This is a genomic window from Paenibacillus ilasis (assembly GCF_043195395.1).
Lineage (GTDB): Bacteria > Bacillota > Bacilli > Paenibacillales > Paenibacillaceae > Paenibacillus_AQ > Paenibacillus_AQ lautus.
The window spans coordinates 2,496,582-2,516,515 of record NZ_JBHDJG010000001.1; the positions used below are offsets into that span (position 1 = coordinate 2,496,582).

Annotated in this window: 13 protein-coding genes; 12 read left to right on the forward strand and 1 reads right to left on the reverse strand. The window is 50.9% G+C overall.

Annotated elements, in window-relative coordinates; all coding sequences use genetic code 11:
* From ACETK5_RS11540 to ACETK5_RS11570, 7 genes are all read left to right on the forward strand, one after another.
* Entirely contained in the window at positions 1 to 2,559 is a 2,559-nt protein-coding gene (locus ACETK5_RS11540) for a DUF5696 domain-containing protein (RefSeq protein WP_394055728.1), read from the forward strand.
* Positions 2,556 to 3,473 carry a carbohydrate ABC transporter permease gene (locus ACETK5_RS11545; protein WP_096773854.1) on the forward strand — a complete coding sequence of 306 codons (918 nt, stop codon included), beginning with the start codon at positions 2,556 to 2,558 and terminating at the stop codon, positions 3,471 to 3,473. Before ACETK5_RS11540 ends, ACETK5_RS11545 begins: the two co-directional genes overlap by 4 nt.
* 15 nt (positions 3,474 to 3,488) lie before the next feature.
* Positions 3,489 to 4,433: a carbohydrate ABC transporter permease gene (locus tag ACETK5_RS11550; protein WP_326113598.1), complete on the forward strand. Its 945-nt coding sequence runs from the start codon at positions 3,489 to 3,491 to the stop codon at positions 4,431 to 4,433.
* 196 nt (positions 4,434 to 4,629) lie between these two features.
* Entirely contained in the window at positions 4,630 to 6,282 is a 1,653-nt protein-coding gene (locus tag ACETK5_RS11555; RefSeq protein ID WP_394057404.1) for an extracellular solute-binding protein, read from the forward strand.
* A gap of 87 nt (positions 6,283 to 6,369) precedes the next feature.
* A complete protein-coding gene (locus tag ACETK5_RS11560) occupies positions 6,370 to 8,121 on the forward strand; it encodes a sensor histidine kinase (protein ID WP_394055731.1) in 1,752 nt (583 codons plus the stop codon).
* Positions 8,114 to 9,736 carry a response regulator transcription factor gene (locus tag ACETK5_RS11565; protein WP_394055733.1) on the forward strand — a complete coding sequence of 541 codons (1,623 nt, stop codon included), beginning with the start codon at positions 8,114 to 8,116 and terminating at the stop codon, positions 9,734 to 9,736. Before ACETK5_RS11560 ends, ACETK5_RS11565 begins: the two co-directional genes overlap by 8 nt.
* Before the next feature lie 156 nt (positions 9,737 to 9,892).
* Complete coding sequence (locus tag ACETK5_RS11570; RefSeq protein ID WP_100537273.1) at positions 9,893 to 11,557, forward strand: glycoside hydrolase family 43 protein; 1,665 nt, start codon at positions 9,893 to 9,895, stop codon at positions 11,555 to 11,557.
* Between the two features lie 104 nt (positions 11,558 to 11,661).
* Here the strand turns inward: ACETK5_RS11570 and ACETK5_RS11575 are convergent, their stop codons facing one another.
* Positions 11,662 to 12,435, reverse strand: a complete 774-nt coding sequence (locus tag ACETK5_RS11575; protein WP_394055735.1) for a helix-turn-helix domain-containing protein — start codon at positions 12,433 to 12,435, stop codon at positions 11,662 to 11,664.
* 313 nt (positions 12,436 to 12,748) lie between these two features.
* On the opposite strand from ACETK5_RS11575, the gene ACETK5_RS11580 reads away from it, so the two are divergent.
* From ACETK5_RS11580 to ACETK5_RS11600, 5 genes are all read left to right on the forward strand, one after another.
* Complete coding sequence (locus ACETK5_RS11580; protein WP_394057406.1) at positions 12,749 to 14,044, forward strand: endo-1,4-beta-xylanase; 1,296 nt, start codon at positions 12,749 to 12,751, stop codon at positions 14,042 to 14,044.
* A gap of 99 nt (positions 14,045 to 14,143) precedes the next feature.
* Positions 14,144 to 15,184, forward strand: coding sequence for an endo-1,4-beta-xylanase (locus ACETK5_RS11585; protein WP_394055737.1), 1,041 nt, complete (start codon positions 14,144 to 14,146; stop codon positions 15,182 to 15,184).
* 45 nt (positions 15,185 to 15,229) lie between these two features.
* A complete protein-coding gene (locus ACETK5_RS11590; protein WP_326118732.1) occupies positions 15,230 to 16,750 on the forward strand; it encodes a glycoside hydrolase family 43 protein in 1,521 nt (506 codons plus the stop codon).
* Positions 16,751 to 16,822: 72 nt separating this feature from the next.
* Positions 16,823 to 18,571, forward strand: coding sequence for an SGNH/GDSL hydrolase family protein (locus tag ACETK5_RS11595; protein ID WP_100537269.1), 1,749 nt, complete (start codon positions 16,823 to 16,825; stop codon positions 18,569 to 18,571).
* 80 nt (positions 18,572 to 18,651) lie between these two features.
* Positions 18,652 to 19,431, forward strand: coding sequence for an alpha/beta hydrolase (locus ACETK5_RS11600; RefSeq protein WP_394055739.1), 780 nt, complete (start codon positions 18,652 to 18,654; stop codon positions 19,429 to 19,431).
* Positions 19,432 to 19,934 lie beyond the last annotated feature (503 nt).

Here is a 19,934-nt window from a genome sequence, read left to right on the forward strand (position 1 = left end):
ATGGGCAATTTCGCTAGATATATGCTGCTTGCTGCCAGTGTACTGACAGCGCTGATCATGGCCGGATGCACGGATAAAGGACCCGATGAGGCAGCTGGCGATCAAGTCAACAGGCTCACCGAAACGTTTAAACCCGATTCAACTCTTAAGGCGTCGTTCGCCAATCCAAGAGTCCAAGGCATGAAAGGCATCGCCGAGAACGATCAACTGCAGCTGCTAGCGGACGATCAGACGGGGGCGATCGCCGTCGTGCATAAAGCGAGCAGGGAAGTTTGGCACAGCAATCCTCCCGGGCGTGAGTCGGATCCGCTGGCTGCAGGCGTGAACAAGAGTTTGTTGTCCTCTCAGTTGAAGCTTGATTTTTATAATAGTTTCGGACAAATAAACTCCGTCAATTCGCACGCCGATAGCGTGGCTTATAAACAAATCGGCATGGAGGAAATTGCAAATGGCGTTCGCGTAAACTACCGGTTCGGCTCGGACAAGAAAACAATCGACGACATGCCCAAGAAGATCAGCAATTCGCGCTTCGAGCAGAACCTGTTAAGCAAGCTGGACAGCACGGGCCAGCGAACGCTGAAAATCGCGTACACCGAGGATGCGGAACAGGGGATGTATGTCCGGTCCGACGGCGCGCTTAAAGGCCTTCAGCTGGAGCGGGCGCTTAAAGCCTTTGAGGATGCCGGGTATACCGAAGAAGATTTGCTGGTCGACATTGAGGAAAACCATTTGGATCAGACCAAGCCTGAACCGCGGGTATTTCATGCTTCGGTTGAATACACGCTGGACGGCGACAGTCTGCTCGCCAAGATCCCGGTTTCCAGCATCGATTTCCCGGCTGAATATCCGGTGAACACCATATCGTTCCTGAGGTTCTTCGGTGCCGGGGGAACGGAAGAAAAAGGCTCGATCTTCATTCCGGACGGATCGGGGGCTCTGATCCATTTTAATAACGGCAAGACCCGGTATCCAGCCTACCAACAGAACGTGTACGGAACGGACCGAACCGTGAGCCGCATCGAAACGGCAGAAATCAGCCAGGAAATCAGGCTGCCGGTGTTCGGAATCATCCGTCAAGCCGGGGCATTTATCGGCATCATCGAGGAAGGGGCTCCGGCCGCGACAATCAATGCCGACGTTAGCGGCAGACTGAACAGCTATAACTACGTTTACCCGACGTTCACGGTGATCAACAAAGGCGACTTAAGCCTGGATGCGAACGGTCAGCAGCGCTCGCTTCCGAAATTTCAAGAAGCTCCGATGCGAAGCGATTTTACGGTCCGATATGCCTTCGTGGGCAAGCAGTCGGCTTCCTATCAAGGACTTGCTGCCTATTACAGGAAATATTTGGAGCAGTATGGCGGTCTTCCCGCAATTGCCGAGAGGAACAGGGAGAATATGCCGTTCTATCTGGAGCTCGTAGGCAGCATTTATAAGAAAAAGCATTTTGCAGGAATTCCCTATCGGGCGCTGGAGCCGCTCACGACCTTTGAACAAGCGCAAAGTATTCTGACAGACATGAGCCAGCGTGGAATCCATGACATCAAATTGAAATATAGCGGCTGGTTCAACAAGGGGCTGGCTCATGAGGTACCTGGCAGCGTCTCCGTTGACCAGCAGGTAGGGGGAGAGAAGGGACTTCGGCGTCTGTTATCCTATGCAAACGAGAATGGGGTAACGCTATATCCGGATGTCGCCATCCTTACCGCATTGTCCGGTTCCGGGTTCAACGAAACGAAGGAGGCGGCCAGAACGCTCCGAGGCGTCCCCGCAGAGCTCTATTCATTCAATCCGGCATTGAATCGCCGGGATCGGACCGGTTCGCCGACCTATGTCATATCGCCGCGGTTTATAGGTAGTTACACGGAAGCTTTCTTAAAGGACTATGGCAAATACGGCGCAAATGCCGTTTCGCTGAGTGATCTGGCCGCCGAGCTCGATAGCGATTTTCGCAAGCACCGCCAAATTGACCGAACGGAGTCCGAGCAGCTGTCTCAGGATGCGCTGAACAAGATTGAAGATGCCAATCTTCAGGTCATGGCTGACGGAGGAAATGCTTATGCGCTGCCTTTCTTAACCGATATCACCCACGCGCCCATGGCAAGCAGCAGGTTTAAAATCGAGGACGCGGAAATCCCGTTCTATCAAATGGTCGTCCGCGGTTATATCGATTACACAGGCTCACCCTACAATCTGACTGCGTATACCGATCCCAAACCGTATATATTGAAGTGTTTGGAGTACGGTTCCAGCGTGTACTTCCAATGGATCTTTGAACCGAATCACAACATAAAGGACACAGCGCATAACGACTTGTTCTCCGCCAATTACGAGATATGGATCGATGAAGCCGCCCGTATCTATGAGGAAGTGAATGCTTTTCTGAAAAAGGTTCGCCATGATCGGATCATCGGACATGACGAATTGGCTGACGGCGTATTCAAGACGATATATGAGAGCGGCGTTTATGTCATCGTGAATTATAATCATGTACCGGTGACGATTGACGATCTAACCATTGAAGCCGAAAGCTATGTGACAGGTGGTGAAGCGCCGTGAAATTCATAACCCAGCGATTGGGGGGAAAGCAAAGGAGCTATGGGAAACAGAAGGCTTTATGGGGCATTGCTTATGTTATGCCTTGGCTTCTCGGCTTTATATTTTTCTTCCTGATCCCTTTGCTGACTTCCCTGATCTACAGTTTTAGTACTGTAACCGCGAATTCCGAAGGAATCGGCATTACCCTAATGGGGATGAAAAATTATGTGACCGCCTTTACGGTCAACACCAGCTTTAATCGAATGCTGACCGAAGCGATTGTTAATATGGTGGTAAACGTGCCCCTGATCGTTATTTTCAGCCTCTTTCTGGCTGTTGTCCTGAATCAGAAATTCCTTGGCCGTTCCTTTGCCAGATCGATATTCTTTCTGCCTGTCATTCTTGCTTCCGGGGTCATACTGACCCTGGAAAGCAGCAGCCTCGTTCAGGCGATCAATGATCAGAATGCCGGTTCCGGAGGGCTGATCAACGCTTTGGGAAGCTTTGAGCTCGAGCGATTAATGCTTCAAGCCGGCGTAAGCGAGACCATCGTAAACTATTTAACGGGAGCCGTGGATCGTATTTATGATATTGTAAGCCAATCCGGCGTACAGATTCTCATATTCCTGGCTGGCATCCAGACGATATCTCCCCAGCTGTATGAAGCGTCCAAGATGGAAGGGGCAACGGGTTACGAAGCCTTCTGGAAAATCACGTTTCCGATGGTTAGCCCGCTAATCTTGGTCAATATGATTTATACAATTATCGACTCGTTCTCCCGAAATGAGCTGACAGAGTTAATCCGTACCACGGGCTTCGTTCAGTTCGATTTCGGCCTTAGCTCAGCGATGGCCTGGATTTATTTCTTAGCCATTACTATCATCCTATTAATCAGCGCATATTTGGTATCCAGAAAGGTCTTTTACCATGAATAGAAGAAGGTGAATGCAATGCCGGTATCTCGGTTGCTATCGCTCGAACATTGGAAACGATGGCTCTGGTCTTTCATACGTTTAACATTGATCGCAGGCCTGTCCTTTGTCATTCTGTATCCGATTCTGCAAAAAATCTCGACGGCCGTCAAAGACAAGGCCGATCTTTATTCACCGGTCGTCGTATGGATTCCGGAAAATTTTACGATGAGCAATTTCCTTGATGCCATCCGCATTATGGATTACTGGGAAACGCTCTTCAACACGTTTGCGCTGTCGGCGACGACGACGGTCTTGACAGCCGCTTCTTGCGCGCTTGCGGGATACGGCTTTGCCCGTTTGAAGTTCAAGGGCAGCCAATTTATGTTCGCTTGCGTTATCCTGACGATACTGGTGCCCCCAACCACGATTCTCATTCCCATATACTTGAATCTGAAAGATTTTACGCTGATGGGCTTGATCCCGCTCATAACCGGGAAATCCGTCAATCTGTTAAACAGCTATTGGCCGTTCATTCTGACTTCGCTGACGGCCAATTCCCTCAAAGCCGGTTTGTACATTTTTATATTCCGACAATTTTTCCGCGGCATTCCGAAAGAAGTGGAAGAGGCCGCTTATATCGACGGCGCGGGCGTCGGAACCACCTTTACCCGCATCATGATGCCGAACGCGATTCCTGCCGTCATTACCACGACGTTGTTCTCCTTCGTCTGGCAATGGAACGACAGCTTCTACACGACGACGTATCTGACTTCAAGCAAGGTCATGTCCACCCAGCTTTCATCGCTGCCGTACAATCTGTCCGTCATGCTGGGCGGCGATCCGTCGAAGGCAGACCCTTTTTATTTGAGTATGGTGCAGGATACCGGCATCTTGCTGGCCATCCTTCCGTTGATCGTCATTTATTTGTTCGTCCAGCGATACTTCGTGGAAAGTATCGAGCGTACCGGTATCGTAGGCTAACATTTCAAGATGAAAACCGCCACCCCGAATCTAGGGGATGGCGGTTTTTGCTTGCATGCAGCAACAAGTAAATAACGGGATGGAAAGTAAAAAAATGTTTATTGTGGGCCTGGTCCTTTAAAGTATAATAATACAATTAATCGATAGGAAAGGGTGTTATCTGTTGCTGATCATCGTAAAGAACTTATCCAAGGTCATGCTAAGCGCTTTACTGTTTGGTTCAACACTGGCGTCTTGTCACCAAAGCAGCGGTATCGACCACAATCGGGGGCCGGAAACACGCGGGGAGGGCGTATACAACGATAAGTCATTAAGCGCTTATCATCCGCCGATCGAAGTCACGCTTGTTAGAGAAATCGGCGACGGCTTGGAAGATATTCTAAAGGCATTGCCTGATGAAACGCTGGAGGACAATCGCTGGAGTCAGTTGTACGAACAAGTTCTTGGCATTCAAATCAAATACAAATGGGCTGTGAGAAGCGAACAATACCACAAAAAGCTGGATATTATGCTGGCTTCAGGGGACATTCCGGATATCGTCAAGGTCAATGCCCAGCAGCTCAGGCAATTAAGTCATGCCGGTCTGATCCAGGATCTGACGCAGGCTTATGAGGAATATGCTTCAGCGTTGACTCGGCAAGTTCATCGTCAGGAAGGGAGCGGCACCCTGGAATCCGGCATAATCGGTGACAAGCTGATGGGCATACCAGAGACCGATTCCTCTATCGAAAAGGCGATGTTTCTGTGGATTCGAACGGATTGGCTGGACCGATTGGAGCTGTTGCCTCCGCAAACGATGGATGATGTCCTGGTAATTTCGAAAGCGTTTACAGAACAGGATCCCGACGGAAATAGCCAACAGGACACCTATGGAATAGCGGCTACCCAATATTTGTGGGACCCCGTCATGGGTTTAACCGGATTCATGGCCGGTTATGGAGCTTACCCGAACATATGGCTTGAAGACGAGAGCGGCAAACTCGTATACGGAGGCATTCAGCCCGAAGTGAAACAGGCACTCAAAGCGCTTCAGGATATGTATCGCAACCATGAAATCGAGAGTGAATTCATTTTTAAAAACGGAAGCAAAGCCAAACAGCTCATAGCCGATGGGAAGATCGGAATGGCCTATGGAGAGCAATGGGGAGCGTTCTTGTTTCAATCCAGCCGAAGCGGCGATTCGGATGCAGAGTGGCAGGCTTTTCCCATTGTTACTGACTCCGGCAAGGCGCCAAAGGTTCCGCTTAAATTTACCACAAGTTCTTTTTACGCCGTAAGAAAGGATTTTGCTCACCCGGAAGCGATTCTGAAATTGTTCAATTTGCATCTTGAAAAAAATTGGGGCAAAACGGCCGAGTACGGGACTTACTACAACGATTCCTCGCCCGTGTGGGGTCTATCTCCCGTGACTCCTTTCCCTGCTGATAAAAACCTCGAAGCCTACCGGCAAATCGCCGAAGCGCGTCGAAAAGGCTCGACGTCACAGTTACAAGGTGAGTCCGGATTCATTCAAGACCGAATCGATCGGTATATGGATAAGAAAGAAAACAGCGAATCCGACTGGGGATGGGAAAAAATCTACGGGTCATCCGGTGCGATGAGTATCCTGGACCAATACGAGAAAAACGATCAGTTGTTATTCGATGCATTTGCCGGCGCTCCGACCGAAACCATGATCGAAAGAAGAAACATTCTGGACAATCTTCAGCATGATTACTTCGTTAATATCATCCTCGGCGAACCCGTTGACCAATTCGACCGGTTTGTCGAGGAATGGTATCGGCTTGGCGGCGCGGACATTACGGCCGAAGTGAATCAATGGCATGAGGAAAAGAAAGGCCGTCCATAGAACCATGAGCCCCGCAAGCATGATTGGCTTCAAAGGCCATCAGGCGGCTAATCATCAAGCATATTCACACGCATCGGAGGAGTTTAATTGCTTAAGTTACCCGTGAATTCCATTCGTAATACCATCTTTATTCGATTGATTGCTACCTATCTATTCGTTATTCTTCCGCTTATCATTCTCGGTGTTTATCTGTATAACTGGAGTTACCAATACGCTAGCCAGGAAATATCCAAAAATTCGCAAGCGCAGCTTTCGGCTTACCTGGACGGGTTGAACCGGGAAATCGAATGGTTGGAAATTCAGCAATACGATATTTTGCAGGACGGGGAACTCAACAAAATGGCGCTGACATGGGAGATGATGAGCACGGTCGATAGAAAAGCAAGCCTCCATTATTTGCTGCCTCGACTGGTCTCCATCAAAAACAGCAGTGTCTACATAAAAGATGTATTCGTTCATATCCGCGGCATGGATAAAACGATTTCAGCCATGACCGGGATAAACCCATTCGACTCGAGACGGTATAACAATGTCCAAGCAGGAAAGGCGCGCGGCAATGCGAGACTCTTGCAGATCGACGATACGCTCCATCTTGTAGCGGCTAAATACGGAGCTAGAAAAGGGGAAGAGCCGTTCCTGATCGTTCAGATCGAACTGGATCCGAGCAAACTCAGGGAATCCTTGATGCAAATCAGCGTATATCCGGAAAGCGGGGCTTTTATCGTCTCCGAGCCGTCCGGATTTGCTCTGGCCAGCCATGAGGAGGCGGATCGTTTAATGGGAGGGGCCGTGCAGGCCATCCAAAATGCGAATCGCCAACTGATAACGATCGGTACAGGCAGGTATCTGATTGATAAGGCGTATTCCGACAAGCTGAAATTATCCGTGTTCACCTACTTGCCTACCAAGGTGGTGAAGCGGCCGCTAAGTAAATTTTATGTCTGGGCCTGGCTGTTTGCAGGCACGACGCTCTTAGCCATCGCCATCTATGCCGTATCGACATACAAGCTGGTTCATAAACCGCTGCTCCTGCTTGTCCAAAGCTTCAGGAAAATGGAAGATGGCATGTTTAATATCCGGATCAGGCACGGACAAAGGGATGAGTTCGGCTATTTATACGATCGATTCAATCATATGCTTATCAAGCTGCAGCATTTGATTGATCAGGATTTCAGGCATAAGCTCATGATGCAAAGGGCGGAGCTGAAACAGCTCCAATCCCAGATCAATCCCCACTTTTTATATAATAGCTTCTTCATCTTGAGCTCCCTGGCCAAAACGGGGGATGTCGCGCAAATCGAGTTGTTCACGAACATGCTTGGAGAATATTTTCGATTCATTACCCGCAATGATGCGGACAACGTTCCATTGCTGGAAGAGACGAGGCATTCCCGCATTTATACCGAGATTCAAAAGCTCAGATTCTCAAGGCGGATCCGCGTTCAATTCGGGGAGCTGCCGAAGGATATGGAGACCATCAAGGTGCCGCGATTGATCATTCAGCCTATTATCGAAAACGCCTATGAGCACAGTCTCGAAAAAATGCAGGATGAAGGTTTGCTGCATGTAGCGTTTCATTTGGATAATGACGAAGCCTCCATCGTGATTGAAGAAAATGGGAGCGGGTTGACGAATAACGAAATCGAAGCGCTAAACAGGCGGCTTGAACGGACATCCGAATCCGCTGAATCCCCTGAAGTGACCGGCCTTATCAACATCCATCGGCGAATTGCCTTAACGTACGGGGAAAGCAGCGGATTAGTTTTTTCAAGAAGTCCATTGAATGGATTGCGAGTCCAGATTCGAATCAGGCTGACGGAGGGGAATGGACATGTATAGACTGTTGGTCGTCGACGATGAAGAGATTATTACGAACAGTTTGTTCGAAGTATTTCATCAATGGATGCCCGAAAAGCTTGATGTTTGCCGGGCCTACTCCGGCAAGGAAGCGCTGAATTGGATGTCGCGCACGAGAATCGACATCGTTCTGACGGACATACGCATGCCGGGCATGAGCGGATTGGAATTGACGGAGAGCATTCGCGCTCTTTGGCCAAGGTGCAGAATTATCTTTCTGACCGGGTACAGTAATTTCGATTACGCTTATCAAGCGATCCAGATGCCCAATATTCGCTATTTGTTGAAGACGGAAGGTTTCGATAAGGTCATGGAGGTCGTGAAGGAAGTTATCCATGAAATCGAGAGCGGCAACCGCATGAAAGAATGGCTCAAGCAATCTCGCATGCAGATCGAAGCGCTGGAGTGGATGGAGCAGGGGGAGTACTTCCGGCAATTCGTAGCGGACAGCAGCTTGCTTGGAGCGGATAACGAAGCGATGATTGACGATTTCCAAACCTTGAACATTGGGCTGGATCCTAAACTTCCTGTACTGTTAGCTCTTGGCCGCGTAGCGTATTCAGCAGGCAAAGCATATACAGAAAAGAAAAATGGCCATCGATCGGTAAGATGGATATGGAATTCTTTTATGGAGGAGCATGTCCGCAGCATCGGCGTCGTGGACAAACACGGGGATTTATTATGGTTGCTCCAGCCGCGGTCCGAGAACCCAACCGGGGATCGTCTGGTTCTTTATTTGGAGGGTACGCTTGAACTCATCCAGGAAGCCTGCCTTGATTCTCTTGAACTTACCGTATCATTCACCATAAGCGGCTTCCCGTGCCGGTGGGAGGATGTGACACCACAGTATGAACGGCTGCGAAGGCTGCAGCAGCTAAAGATGGGCGACGGAATTCCGATGATTCTGAAGGATCAAACCGACTCTGACAAATCGCCGTACTGCAAGGAAGGAGTGGAGGCGAGTCATAAGGCGGACATCTTGGAAGCACATTTGGAGGCCGGAAGGGAAAATGAATTTATGGAAGAATTGGAGCAGATGTCGGAAATCGTGCTGAACGTGGACGATCTTCATCAGCACGCTGCCCAAGCTTATTATTCTATTGCGCTGGTGCTGTATGCGAAGCTGACCCGGCTAGGTCTTCAGGATCCTACCGGTGAACGGGGAAAGCTGCTGGACTTGGAAGGCCATGATTCCATAAAGGAAGCTTTTCGGTATTTGAGGCGAACGGCCGAAGACATCTTCGCTTTCAAACGAATGGATGAACGAGGCAAAACGGCGCATGTCATTGATCGGGTATGTCAATATATCGAGGAGCATTTGGATCAGGACGTGACCCTTGTGCATCTTGCCGAACGATATTATTTCAATCCGTCCTATCTATCGCGCTTGTTTAAGCAAGAACGGGGAATCAACATCTCCGAATATATCGAAAAATGCCGAATCCGAAGAGCCAAGGAGCTGCTTAAGGAAGGGGATTTGAAGGTAAGGGACGTGGCTCCTCTTGTCGGATACGATGCAGCCCATTCCTTCACCCGCTTCTTCAAAAAGGCGACGGGGTTAACGCCGCAGGAGTACCGGGACAATCTCGTGAATTAGGCCGGCCACCTACCATTAGTCCGGTGTTTTCAGATGGAATGTCGGGTTGTTGCCTTGCTTAGCAAGCGGTACACTTTTTACGACCACTTCCGGAATGTCGACCCGTAATGGGAATGACAGGTCGCCAAGTAACGATGGAGGAGGGCGTGTTCAGGGATGAAGCCCGTAAAGCCGTTACTGGTCATATCTACCGTATTCGCGTTCGTTTGCATAATGTTTGTCTTTGCAAACCTTGCGAATCGTGGCCAAGACGATCCAAAACTGTTAAACCAGGAGTTGAGTGACAAGATGGGTGATGAAATCAAAGCAGGCAAGGCGGGAACTGAAATGATGGACCAGGGCAGCAGCATGGAAACGATTCGGGATGCGGACAGCACCCGCAGCGAGCCGTATGCGGTCGCGATCGGCAAGATTCCTCCAAATGGGAATCCGGTCGTCTCGCATAAATTCGGCGCGGATCCCTATGCGCTGGCAGTAGACGGACGCGTTTATTTATATAACACGTACGACGCACTAGAGTATGACGGTGACGGGAACGTCAAGGACAACAGCTACAGCACGATCAACAAGCTGTCCGTCATCTCTTCTTCGGATTTGGTCAACTGGACCGATCACGGCGCAATCCAGGTTGCAGGACCGACCGGCGCTACCGCATGGGCAACGCAATCATGGGCACCAGCGGCCGCGCACAAGGTGATTCACGGGGAAGATCGATTCTTCCTCTATTTTGCCAACAATGCCAGCGGCATCGGTGTACTCACGAGCGACAGCCCCGTTGGCCCGTGGATAGATCCTATAGGAAAGCCGCTGATCACAAGAAACACGCCAGGCGTGGAAGGAGTCACGTGGTTGTTTGATCCCGCCGTGCTCGTCGACGATGACGGGAAAGCCTATATTTACTTTGGCGGCGGCATTCCGGAAGGCAAAGCCGAAATGCCGGATACGGCTCGCGTCATGCAGCTTGGCGAAGATATGGTCAGCGTGCTTGGAGAAGCCGTCACGATTCCAGCTCCTTATATGTTCGAGGATTCAGGAATCAACAAGTTTGGTGGAAGGTATTACTATACGTACTGTTCCAATTTCTCCGGAGGAACGCGGCCGGAGAACAGTCCTCCTCCAGGCGAGATCGCTTATATGGTCAGCGAGCATCCGATGGGACCCTGGACGTATCAAGGGACTATATTGAAAAATCCAGGGCATTTCTTCGGGGTCGGAGGGAATAATCATCACGTCATCTTTCAGCTCCGACAAAACTGGTATATTGCCTATCACGCCCAAACGCTGTCGAAGTCCATGGGGGTTCCCAAAGGCTATCGCTCCACCCATCTGAACCGGGTTTATATCGAGCCGGACGGTACCATCAGGGAGATTGAAGCTGACATGGAAGGCGTGAAAGGGATCCAGCCGCTCAATCCTTTCCAACGAACGGAGGCGGTAACGATGGCATGGAATGCCGGAATTCAAGTCAATACGTCTACGGCTGCTGAGGACTCGCAGGGCGGCCCGATACTGACGGTCACGGACATCCATGACAAGGATTGGATCGCAGTGGCCAATGCTGATTTCGGGAAAGGAGCATCTGTGTTTACGGCTTGGGTCTCGGGTATAGATGCGGGAGGGCAGCTGGAGCTTCGGCTGGATCGTCCGGATGGAGAACGAATCGGCACGGTGGACGTACCGCCTTCATCCGGTACGGAACAGCGAAGGGAATTCTCCATAGAGGTTTCGGGCGCGTCCGGCATCCATCATCTTTACTTCATATTTACCGGTCAGCGGGATCAGAGGCTATTTGATTTCGAAGCATGGAAATTTCATCATTGATTGCTGATATTGCCTGTTCGTTAATAACATGATTGCAATCTAAAAAGGCGCTCCCGAAAAAACAGCGCCTTTTTTAGGTTTCGAGGTTATAATGTACGTACAAGTTAATGCTGGCCAGAGGCGATCTGAACTGTCTGCGATCCATGCATTTTTCTATACATGTTAGCGCTTACGCCGGCATAGGACTTGAATTTTTTATAGAACCAGTCCATATCGTTATAACCCACCATGTCAGCGATTTCGTATATCTTCATGTCGGTGTGCACCAGCAAGAATTTCGCTTTCTCCATCCTCTGCTGCAACAGATATTCGTTAAAGGTCATCTTCTCGTGGAACTTGAATTTTTGGACTAAATAGGAGTAGTTGAAATGCATCCGCTCGGCAATTTCTTTCAAGGTGACGTTTTGATACTTCGAATCTTCCAAGTATTCCTTGACCTCTTGAATGACCTGATCCTCCTTTTCCGCATGGTCATGGGACACTCTAAGACACGGATTCCCGTCACCGGAATCGGTTGCCGGCGTGATCATCTGCAAGCTGGAGCTGAGCTCTTCGATCGTGAACGGTGCTGGCAAATAATCGTTGACTTGCAGCTGCAAGGCTTTCCGGGTCCAATAAAAGTCCGTGCTGCCTCCGGCAACAATGATAGGGACTCGGCTTACGCACCGGATTTGTTCGCATAACTCCATGCCTGCGGAATCTGAACCGAACGCATGGATAATTACTACCGTGTAAGGCTCCAAGGCAACGAATTGCATAGCGGATGAGGAGGACCTGACGCAGCGGCACCGCAAGCATCTCAAATCATTCCAATCCTGCGGGCTTCCCGGTGTTTCTACATCATGAGTTTCCAGATCAACAAGCAGAATATCATGCACAATGCTTCCCCCTAACTTCTTTGTAATAACGCTTACATACGGTTTGATAACATTATGGTGAACGGAAGGCTGGATCACAATGTGCCGATCTTTATATTTCTAACCGATATTTACTTCTTACTGAATATAACCGGTATGTGAACGCGTAAGAAATTTTGACAACCTGAGATTGGACGGGTGAAGGACCCCAATTTGGCAGGTTGTTGCAAAAAAATGTAAGCGCTAATATGGAGTTATGACATTTCGGGCTGGGTTCCGTACCGAATCCATGTTTCCTTGCTCGAAGCGGAAAGGAGGTAATGCTTTGCATCGTATGCCTAAACGCGGCCGATGGGCGGTAACGGCAGCGGCAGCTGCGGTGACAGCGTCTGTTGTTCTCCTCTTAATCGTGTCCTATATGGACAGCCGCGACAAGCAGGCCGCTGAAAGTCTGGCACCTGGGACACTGGAGGAAGGAGTAGCGGAGATAAGGGGGGATTCCGAAGCGTTGAACGGGAATACGAGTGCCGAATCGCCAGCCAGTACGAACAAACCCGCATCTACTGAACCGCAGGTACAACCGTCTGTACGGCGGGATATTCCCTCGCTTCATGAACTCTACAAGGAGGATTTTCCGATCGGCGCCGCGATCGAACCGAATCAGACCAACGGCCCATCATCGGAGCTGCTGAAGAAGCATGTCAACTGGCTGGTGGCGGAGAACGTCATGAAGCCGGATGCGATCCAGCCATCGGAAGGCCAGTTTATATGGACGAATGCCGACCGAATCGTGGAATTTGCCAAGGATAACAACATGCAAGTCCGTTTCCATACGCTGGTCTGGCATACCCAAGTTGGCGAGTGGTTTTTTCAAGATGCGGAAGGCAAACCGATGGTGGATGAGACAGACCCCAAGCGCCGGGAAGCGAACAAAAAATTGCTGCTGGTACGCCTGGATACCCACGTAAGGACGATCGTCGGCCGATATAAGGACGAGATTACGTCTTGGGACGTGGTGAATGAAGTCATTGAACCCGGGGATCCGGACGGGATGCGCGCGAGCGAATGGTATAAAATTGCCGGCACCGATTACATCACAACGGCATTTCGAGCGGCTCGGGAAGCCGGAGGACCCGAAGCGAAGCTTTATATTAACGATTACGGTACGGATAACCCTGTAAAAAGGGACCGTTTGTTTCAGCTTGTGAAAGATTTGCTGGAGCAAGGTGTTCCGATCGACGGTGTCGGACATCAGACGCATATTGACATCTATGGTCCATCGGTGGATTCCATCATCACGTCGATGCGAAAATTCGCGGAGCTTGGCCTCGACAATCTCGTCACCGAGCTCGACATGAACATTTATGCCTGGAACGACCGCAGCGATTACGGCCAAGATCTCCCGCAAGAAATCCTAAACCTGCAAGCCGAACGATATGGCGAGTTGTTTAAGGCATTCCGCCAAAACAAGGACATCCTTAGCGGTGTCGTCTTTTGGGGCATCGCCGATGATCATACCTGGCTTCATGGTTTTCCGGTCGCACGCACAAATGCGCCTTTGCTGTTCGATCAACAACATCAGCCCAAACCGGCGTTCTGGGCCGTTGTTGAGGCGGCGAGGAATGAGTGATAAATGGACGTCTTCCCAGAGCCTGGCGGACGGTTATGGATAAACCCAAAGCTCAATGCTGCTTACTGAAAAAAACGTTGATAAGGAGAAAGCCGAGTTATGAGAATAAATGTGAAGAGGCTGCCCAGCCTTCATGAAGCCTATGGAAATAGCTTCAAGATCGGTGCTGCCGTGAATCCGATCACGATGGTGACCCAAAAGGAATTGTTGGCGCACCATTTCAACAGCGTTACCGCGGAAAATGAAATGAAATTCGAGCGATTGCACCCATCGGAAGAGGTATATACATTCGATCAAGCCGACCAGATCGTATCGTTTGCCAAGTCGAACGGAATGGCGGTGAGAGGGCATACCCTCGTATGGCATAATCAGACGCCGGAATGGGTATTTCAAAACAGCTCCGGAGGGAAAGCCGGCCGCGAGCTGGTACTTGCGCGGATGAAAGCGCACATCCATGAGGTGGTTGGCCGTTATCGCGGAGATATTTATTCCTGGGATGTCGTGAACGAAGCCATTGCCGACAGCGGAAGCGAACTTCTTCGTTCCTCCCCGTGGCTTGCTTCGATCGGGGAGGATTTTATCGCCAAGGCATTTGAATACGCGCACGAGGCAGATCCGCAAGCGCTGCTGTTTTATAACGATTACAACGAATCCGTACCCGAGAAGCGGGAGAAGATTTACGCGCTCCTTAAATCATTAAAGGAGCAGGATGTGCCGATTCACGGCGTCGGACTTCAAGCTCATTGGAATCTGGAGTTTCCATCGCTTGACGATATCCGCAGGGCCATCGAAAGATATGCCAGCCTTGGCCTGATGCTGCATATAACGGAGCTTGACGTATCCGTTTTCGCGCATGAGGATAAGCGGACCGATCTGGCGGCGCCGACGGAAGAAATGCTTGAACGCCAGGCGGAGCGTTACGGACAATTGTTCCGGCTGCTTAAAGAGTACAGCGGCAGCATCGCTTCCGTAACCTTCTGGGGCGCGGCGGACGATTATACCTGGCTGGATCATTTTCCGGTAAGGGGCCGTAAAAATTGGCCGTTCGTGTTCGACGAGAACCATCTTCCGAAGGAATCCTATTGGAACCTGTTGAAGGAAGCCAATCCCGAAACAACATTCCAAGATGTACGATCGTAAGTCGTATTTCGGCAGTCGCCATGGGTTGAAAGGAGAAATCATCAGATGAACAAGACGCAGATCACGAATCCGATCATGTGGGCGGACGTGCCGGATGTGGATGCCATTCGCGTAGGGAACGCCTATTATATGGTCAGTACGAGCATGCATTCCATGCCGGGCTGCCCGATCATGAGTTCCGAGGATCTGATGCATTGGGAAATCGTTGGTTACGTATACGATACGCTCGAAGACAACGAGGCCCATCGTTTGGAAGGCGGCAAGAATATATACGGGCAAGGCTCTTGGGCGGCCAGCCTTCGCCATCATCAGGGGAAATTCTATGTCTGCTTCTCCAGCAACGATACCGGACGGTTTTATGTGTACCGCACGGATGACGTCATTCAGGGGCCGTGGCAGCGATCCGTCATCGATGGACTGCGGCATGATCCGGGCCTGCTATTCGATGATGACCGGGTGTTCGTGATCTACGGCAACGGGGATATTTACATCACCGAGTTGACTGAGGATGCAGAGGCCCTTAAGCCGAACGGAATTCACCAGCTGCTGTTCCAAACGGAAGTGGAGGGCATCGGACTGCGCTGCGAAGGCTGCCATGCCTATCGAATCAATGGTTATTATTATTTACTTTTCATTGAATGGCCGAAAGCAGGTTTCGGCAACGGCCGGCGCAGACAAATCTGTTACCGGTCACGGGAACTGCTCGGCCCTTATGAACGAAGAATCGTATTGGATGATGATCTCGGCTACCATAACAAGGGAATCGCACAAGGCGGGATGTTTGATACGCCGGATGGCAAGTGGTACGCGATGCTGTTCCAGGATCATGATGCCGTCGGCAGAATCCCGTGCTTGGTGCCGGTAGTCTGGGAAGAGGATTGGCCGGTGTTCGGCAGGGAAGGCAAGGTGCCGGAACGGTTTGAAGTCGACTTGCCGCAAGCTGCTGCGAAGCCGCTCGTAATCAGCGATGAATTCGAATACGAATCGAATAAACTGGCGCTGAATTGGCAGTGGAACCACAACCCGGATCATCGGCTATGGTCGGTGACCGAACGCCCCGGTTTCCTAAGATTGACAACGGGGAGCCTGGCATCGAGTGTGCTTCAAGCGCGGAATACGCTGACGCAGCGTACGGAAGGGCCAACATGCTCGGGAAGTGTCTTATTGGACACGGGGGGGATGAAGCCCGGCGATCAAGCGGGGCTTGTTGCGCTGCAAAGCCATTTCGGCACCATCGCAGTCAAAATTGTGGAGAGCGGCGACAAGTTCATAGTGATGAGCGTGAACGGCGGGAATGGCGAAGAAATAGAGCTGGAAAGGGTTCTTTATCGCGGCAGGGATGTGCACTTGAAAATTGATTTTGATTTTGAGGACAGCAAAGATGTGGCTTTCTTTCAGTATTCCGTCGACGGGGCGGAATGGATTCCGATCGGAGGGGAGCTGAGCATGCGCTATACGTTGGATCACTTTATGGGTTACCGCATCGGGCTTTATTATTATGCGACCGGGCACATCGGCGGTCATGCCGACTTCGATTATTTCCGCTACGAAAAAGCCGAGCGATAAGCAAAGTAACCAAAATAAGAGGAGCCGATCGATGTATGAAAAGAGCCGGCAAAGTGAGGAGGAGGATGAACCCTGACAGGCCATTTCACGCCAAGGGAAATTGGAACGGAAGGTCCTGTGGCGCCGCAGGATCCGGCAGTCAAACGTCGCGGACTGTACATCCTGTATGAGACGATGATCGAAGCGACGATTCGTCCCGATGGAAAGTACACGCAAGAGATATACCTAGACGGGAGCCAGCTCGTCGATAAAGCCCGATTTACCGGGGGTGTGACGGATGAAGCCATTCTAGAGCTGCTAAAGAGCAGCAGCGGTCTTCGCCGGCTGGTGGACTGCATCGGGATATCCGTTCATGCGCATGAACGGGACGTATCGAGCGCTCTGTTCACATTTTGGAATTGGGGAAAAGCGAAAGCGAATCCATACGAAACGGGATCCCGGCTGAGCATAACCTGTCCAACCGACGGCACGGAAACGCTCTTGGTTCTGGATGACGACGAGGGTCGATATCCGGATGACGATGTTCCCGGCAAATTCGTCTTCGAGTTTGAGCGAGGGGGCGTGTTGGCAACGGCCAGCATCGTATTCTATCTTCGTGACGGTTACCAAGTCCCCGAGGCTGCAGACGACCCGCCGGTCGATGTGGAATCGCAAGCGTACAAAGAGATGATTAAGAAATCGCTCATAAGCCCGGGTCATAACAAACGATTAAAGTCGGCGATCGAAAAAGCGAAGCGAGGCGAGCCCGTAACCATCGCCTACATCGGCGGTTCCATTACCCAAGGGGCCGGCGCTGTCCCGCTCCATTCCCAATGCTACGCATACCAATCCTATGACCTGTTCAAGCGAAGGTTTGCACCGGCCGCAGATTGCCCGATTCGTCTAGTCAAAGCAGGCGTAGGCGGCACGCCGTCGGAGCTGGGCATCGTCCGCTATGATCGGGATGTGCTTCGAGAAGGGGAGGTACGGCCGGATATTGTGATTATCGAGTTTGCCGTCAACGACGCCGGCGACGAAACGAAAGGAAATTGTTACGAGAGCCTGGTGCTCAAGGCTCTTCGCGCCGATCACAAGCCCGCGGTAATTTTGCTGTTCAGCGTCTTCGTGAACGACTGGAATCTTCAAGACCGCCTGGCCCCGGTCGGTTGGCATTACAATCTTCCGATGGTCAGCGTGAAGGATGCGGTCACGGATCAGTTCCGATGGACCAAGGAGCAAGGGAACGTGATTACGAAAAGACAGTTTTTCTACGACATTTATCATCCAACCAATGCAGGCCATCGGGTGATGGCCGATTGTTTGGACTGGTTATTTGAAGTAACCGATCGTTCCTCCATCGACGAGGAAGACCTGACATATGTGCAGCCTCCGCTGATCGGAAATGACTTCGCCTTAACGCAGCTGCTCGATCGCAGGAATGGCGATCGCATCGCCCGCATTGATCCTGGCGGTTTTTCGGACACCGACATGGATCTGCAAATGGCGGAGCTGGACGATCATGCATACGGCACGCCGCAATTTCCGAATAACTGGATGCACACGGCTGATTCCGGCGAGCACAGCTTTAAGATGACCATCCGGAGCATGAGTCTTATCCTTGTTTATAAAGATTCGGGAAGCCGGGAATTCGGGACCGCGAAGATCTGGGTAGACGGGAAGCTGAAGAAGACAGCTGATCCGCATGACGTCAATTGGACGCATTGCAGCGCCGTGATTTTATACAACGAGTCCAAGTCAGAAGAACATGCGGTAGAGATCAAAATGGCGGAAGGGCGCGAGGATAAGCGGTTCACAATTCTGGGCTTCGGTTACGTCCCGTAGGATTGCGATAGCTTAAAGTTCCAAGGGTAAGCCTGATTGGACATTAACCGGCGCTAATTCAATAAGAAGGGGAGAGGAATATGAAGGAGACGGCACCGGCATTGGCTGGATACGATCGGCCGCGGGAACATATCGACAGGGGAAAAATGGAAACCGTGGGATATGCATCCGAAACGGTGGGCAATGATCGAAAGGCGATGATTTACACGCCTCCAGGGCATGCGGAAGACAACGTGTACAACGTTCTTTATTTGCTGCATGGCATCGGAGGTGATGAAGCCGAATGGTACCGTCATGGCGATCCTCAGACGATCCTAGATAATTTATATGCGGACGGGAAACTCGCGCCCATGGTCGTCGTGTTTCCCAATGGCCGTGCGATGCCAAACGATCGGGCGGAAGGGGACCTGTTTGATCCGGACAAAATAAAAGCGTTCGAGACGTTCGAATTCGATCTGCTAAGCGATCTGATTCCCTATATCGAGTCGAGATATTCAGTATCGACGGGTCGGGAAAACCGCGCGATTGCAGGGTTATCCATGGGCGGAGGGCAATCCTTGAATATCGGCTTGAAGCATCTTGACCGCTTCGCATGGATTGGCGCTTTTTCTCCGGCTCCGAATACGAAATCGCCGGAACAGCTCGTCCCGAATCCGGAAGAAACGTCGTCAGGGCTTAAATTGCTGTGGCTGTCATGCGGTGACGAAGACAATCTTAAGCCTATAAGCGACCGGACGCATGCGTATTTGTCGGAGCACCAGGTTCCTCATATTTGGTTTGAGGAAAGCGGGGGGCACGATTGGCCCGTATGGAAGAACGATTTGTATCATTTTTCCCAGCTCCTTTTTAAAGATAACTAATGTTGAAGGAAGCCTTGCGCCTATTTGGCCGGGCTTTTTACTTTCAGCCAAAATGAACGAAAGGGTAAAATCATGACGTTACTGCCGAAGGACATCGTGTCCATGTTGGACCGAAACGGTACCACCGAAGCTGCGGATCTGGTGCACTGGATGGCGTGCGACCGGTTGCCGGACGGCGGATTTGCAGACAGCTATCTCGTCTTGTCCCGGGAATATCTCCACATCTTTCGAGGCACCAACATTTCGAAGGAGAAGACGTTTTCGGGTTATGCAGCCAGAAGGAGCAAGGACGCTGGCAAGCCGGGGCAAGATCGTTCCGGCGATTGGGCTTGGGAGCGCATTCCCCTCGAACGACTGGAAGCCTTGACCATCGTCAATCTGGTCGCTTCCGGCATGGTCGTTGCCAAGGAGCAGGAGGAGCGAATAATCGGTGCATTTACAAGCGGTCAAACGAATCAGGCCGTCCGGTTTGCGCAAGCCTTCGATAAATTGAAGAAAAACGA

Bases quoted from the DNA above. Each gene is read 5' to 3' on its own strand.
- ACETK5_RS11550 (WP_326113598.1), top strand. From the start codon at position 3,489: ATGCCGGTATCTCGGTTGCTATCGCTCGAACATTGGAAACGATGGCTC.
- ACETK5_RS11540 (WP_394055728.1), top strand. From the start codon at position 1: ATGGGCAATTTCGCTAGATATATGCTGCTTGCTGCCAGTGTACTGACA.
- ACETK5_RS11570 (WP_100537273.1), top strand. From the start codon at position 9,893: ATGAAGCCCGTAAAGCCGTTACTGGTCATATCTACCGTATTCGCGTTC.
- ACETK5_RS11555 (WP_394057404.1), top strand. From the start codon at position 4,630: ATGCTAAGCGCTTTACTGTTTGGTTCAACACTGGCGTCTTGTCACCAA.
- ACETK5_RS11590 (WP_326118732.1), top strand. From the start codon at position 15,230: ATGAACAAGACGCAGATCACGAATCCGATCATGTGGGCGGACGTGCCG.
- ACETK5_RS11585 (WP_394055737.1), top strand. From the start codon at position 14,144: ATGAGAATAAATGTGAAGAGGCTGCCCAGCCTTCATGAAGCCTATGGA.
- ACETK5_RS11580 (WP_394057406.1), top strand. From the start codon at position 12,749: ATGCCTAAACGCGGCCGATGGGCGGTAACGGCAGCGGCAGCTGCGGTG.
- ACETK5_RS11565 (WP_394055733.1), top strand. From the start codon at position 8,114: ATGTATAGACTGTTGGTCGTCGACGATGAAGAGATTATTACGAACAGT.
- ACETK5_RS11600 (WP_394055739.1), top strand. From the start codon at position 18,652: ATGAAGGAGACGGCACCGGCATTGGCTGGATACGATCGGCCGCGGGAA.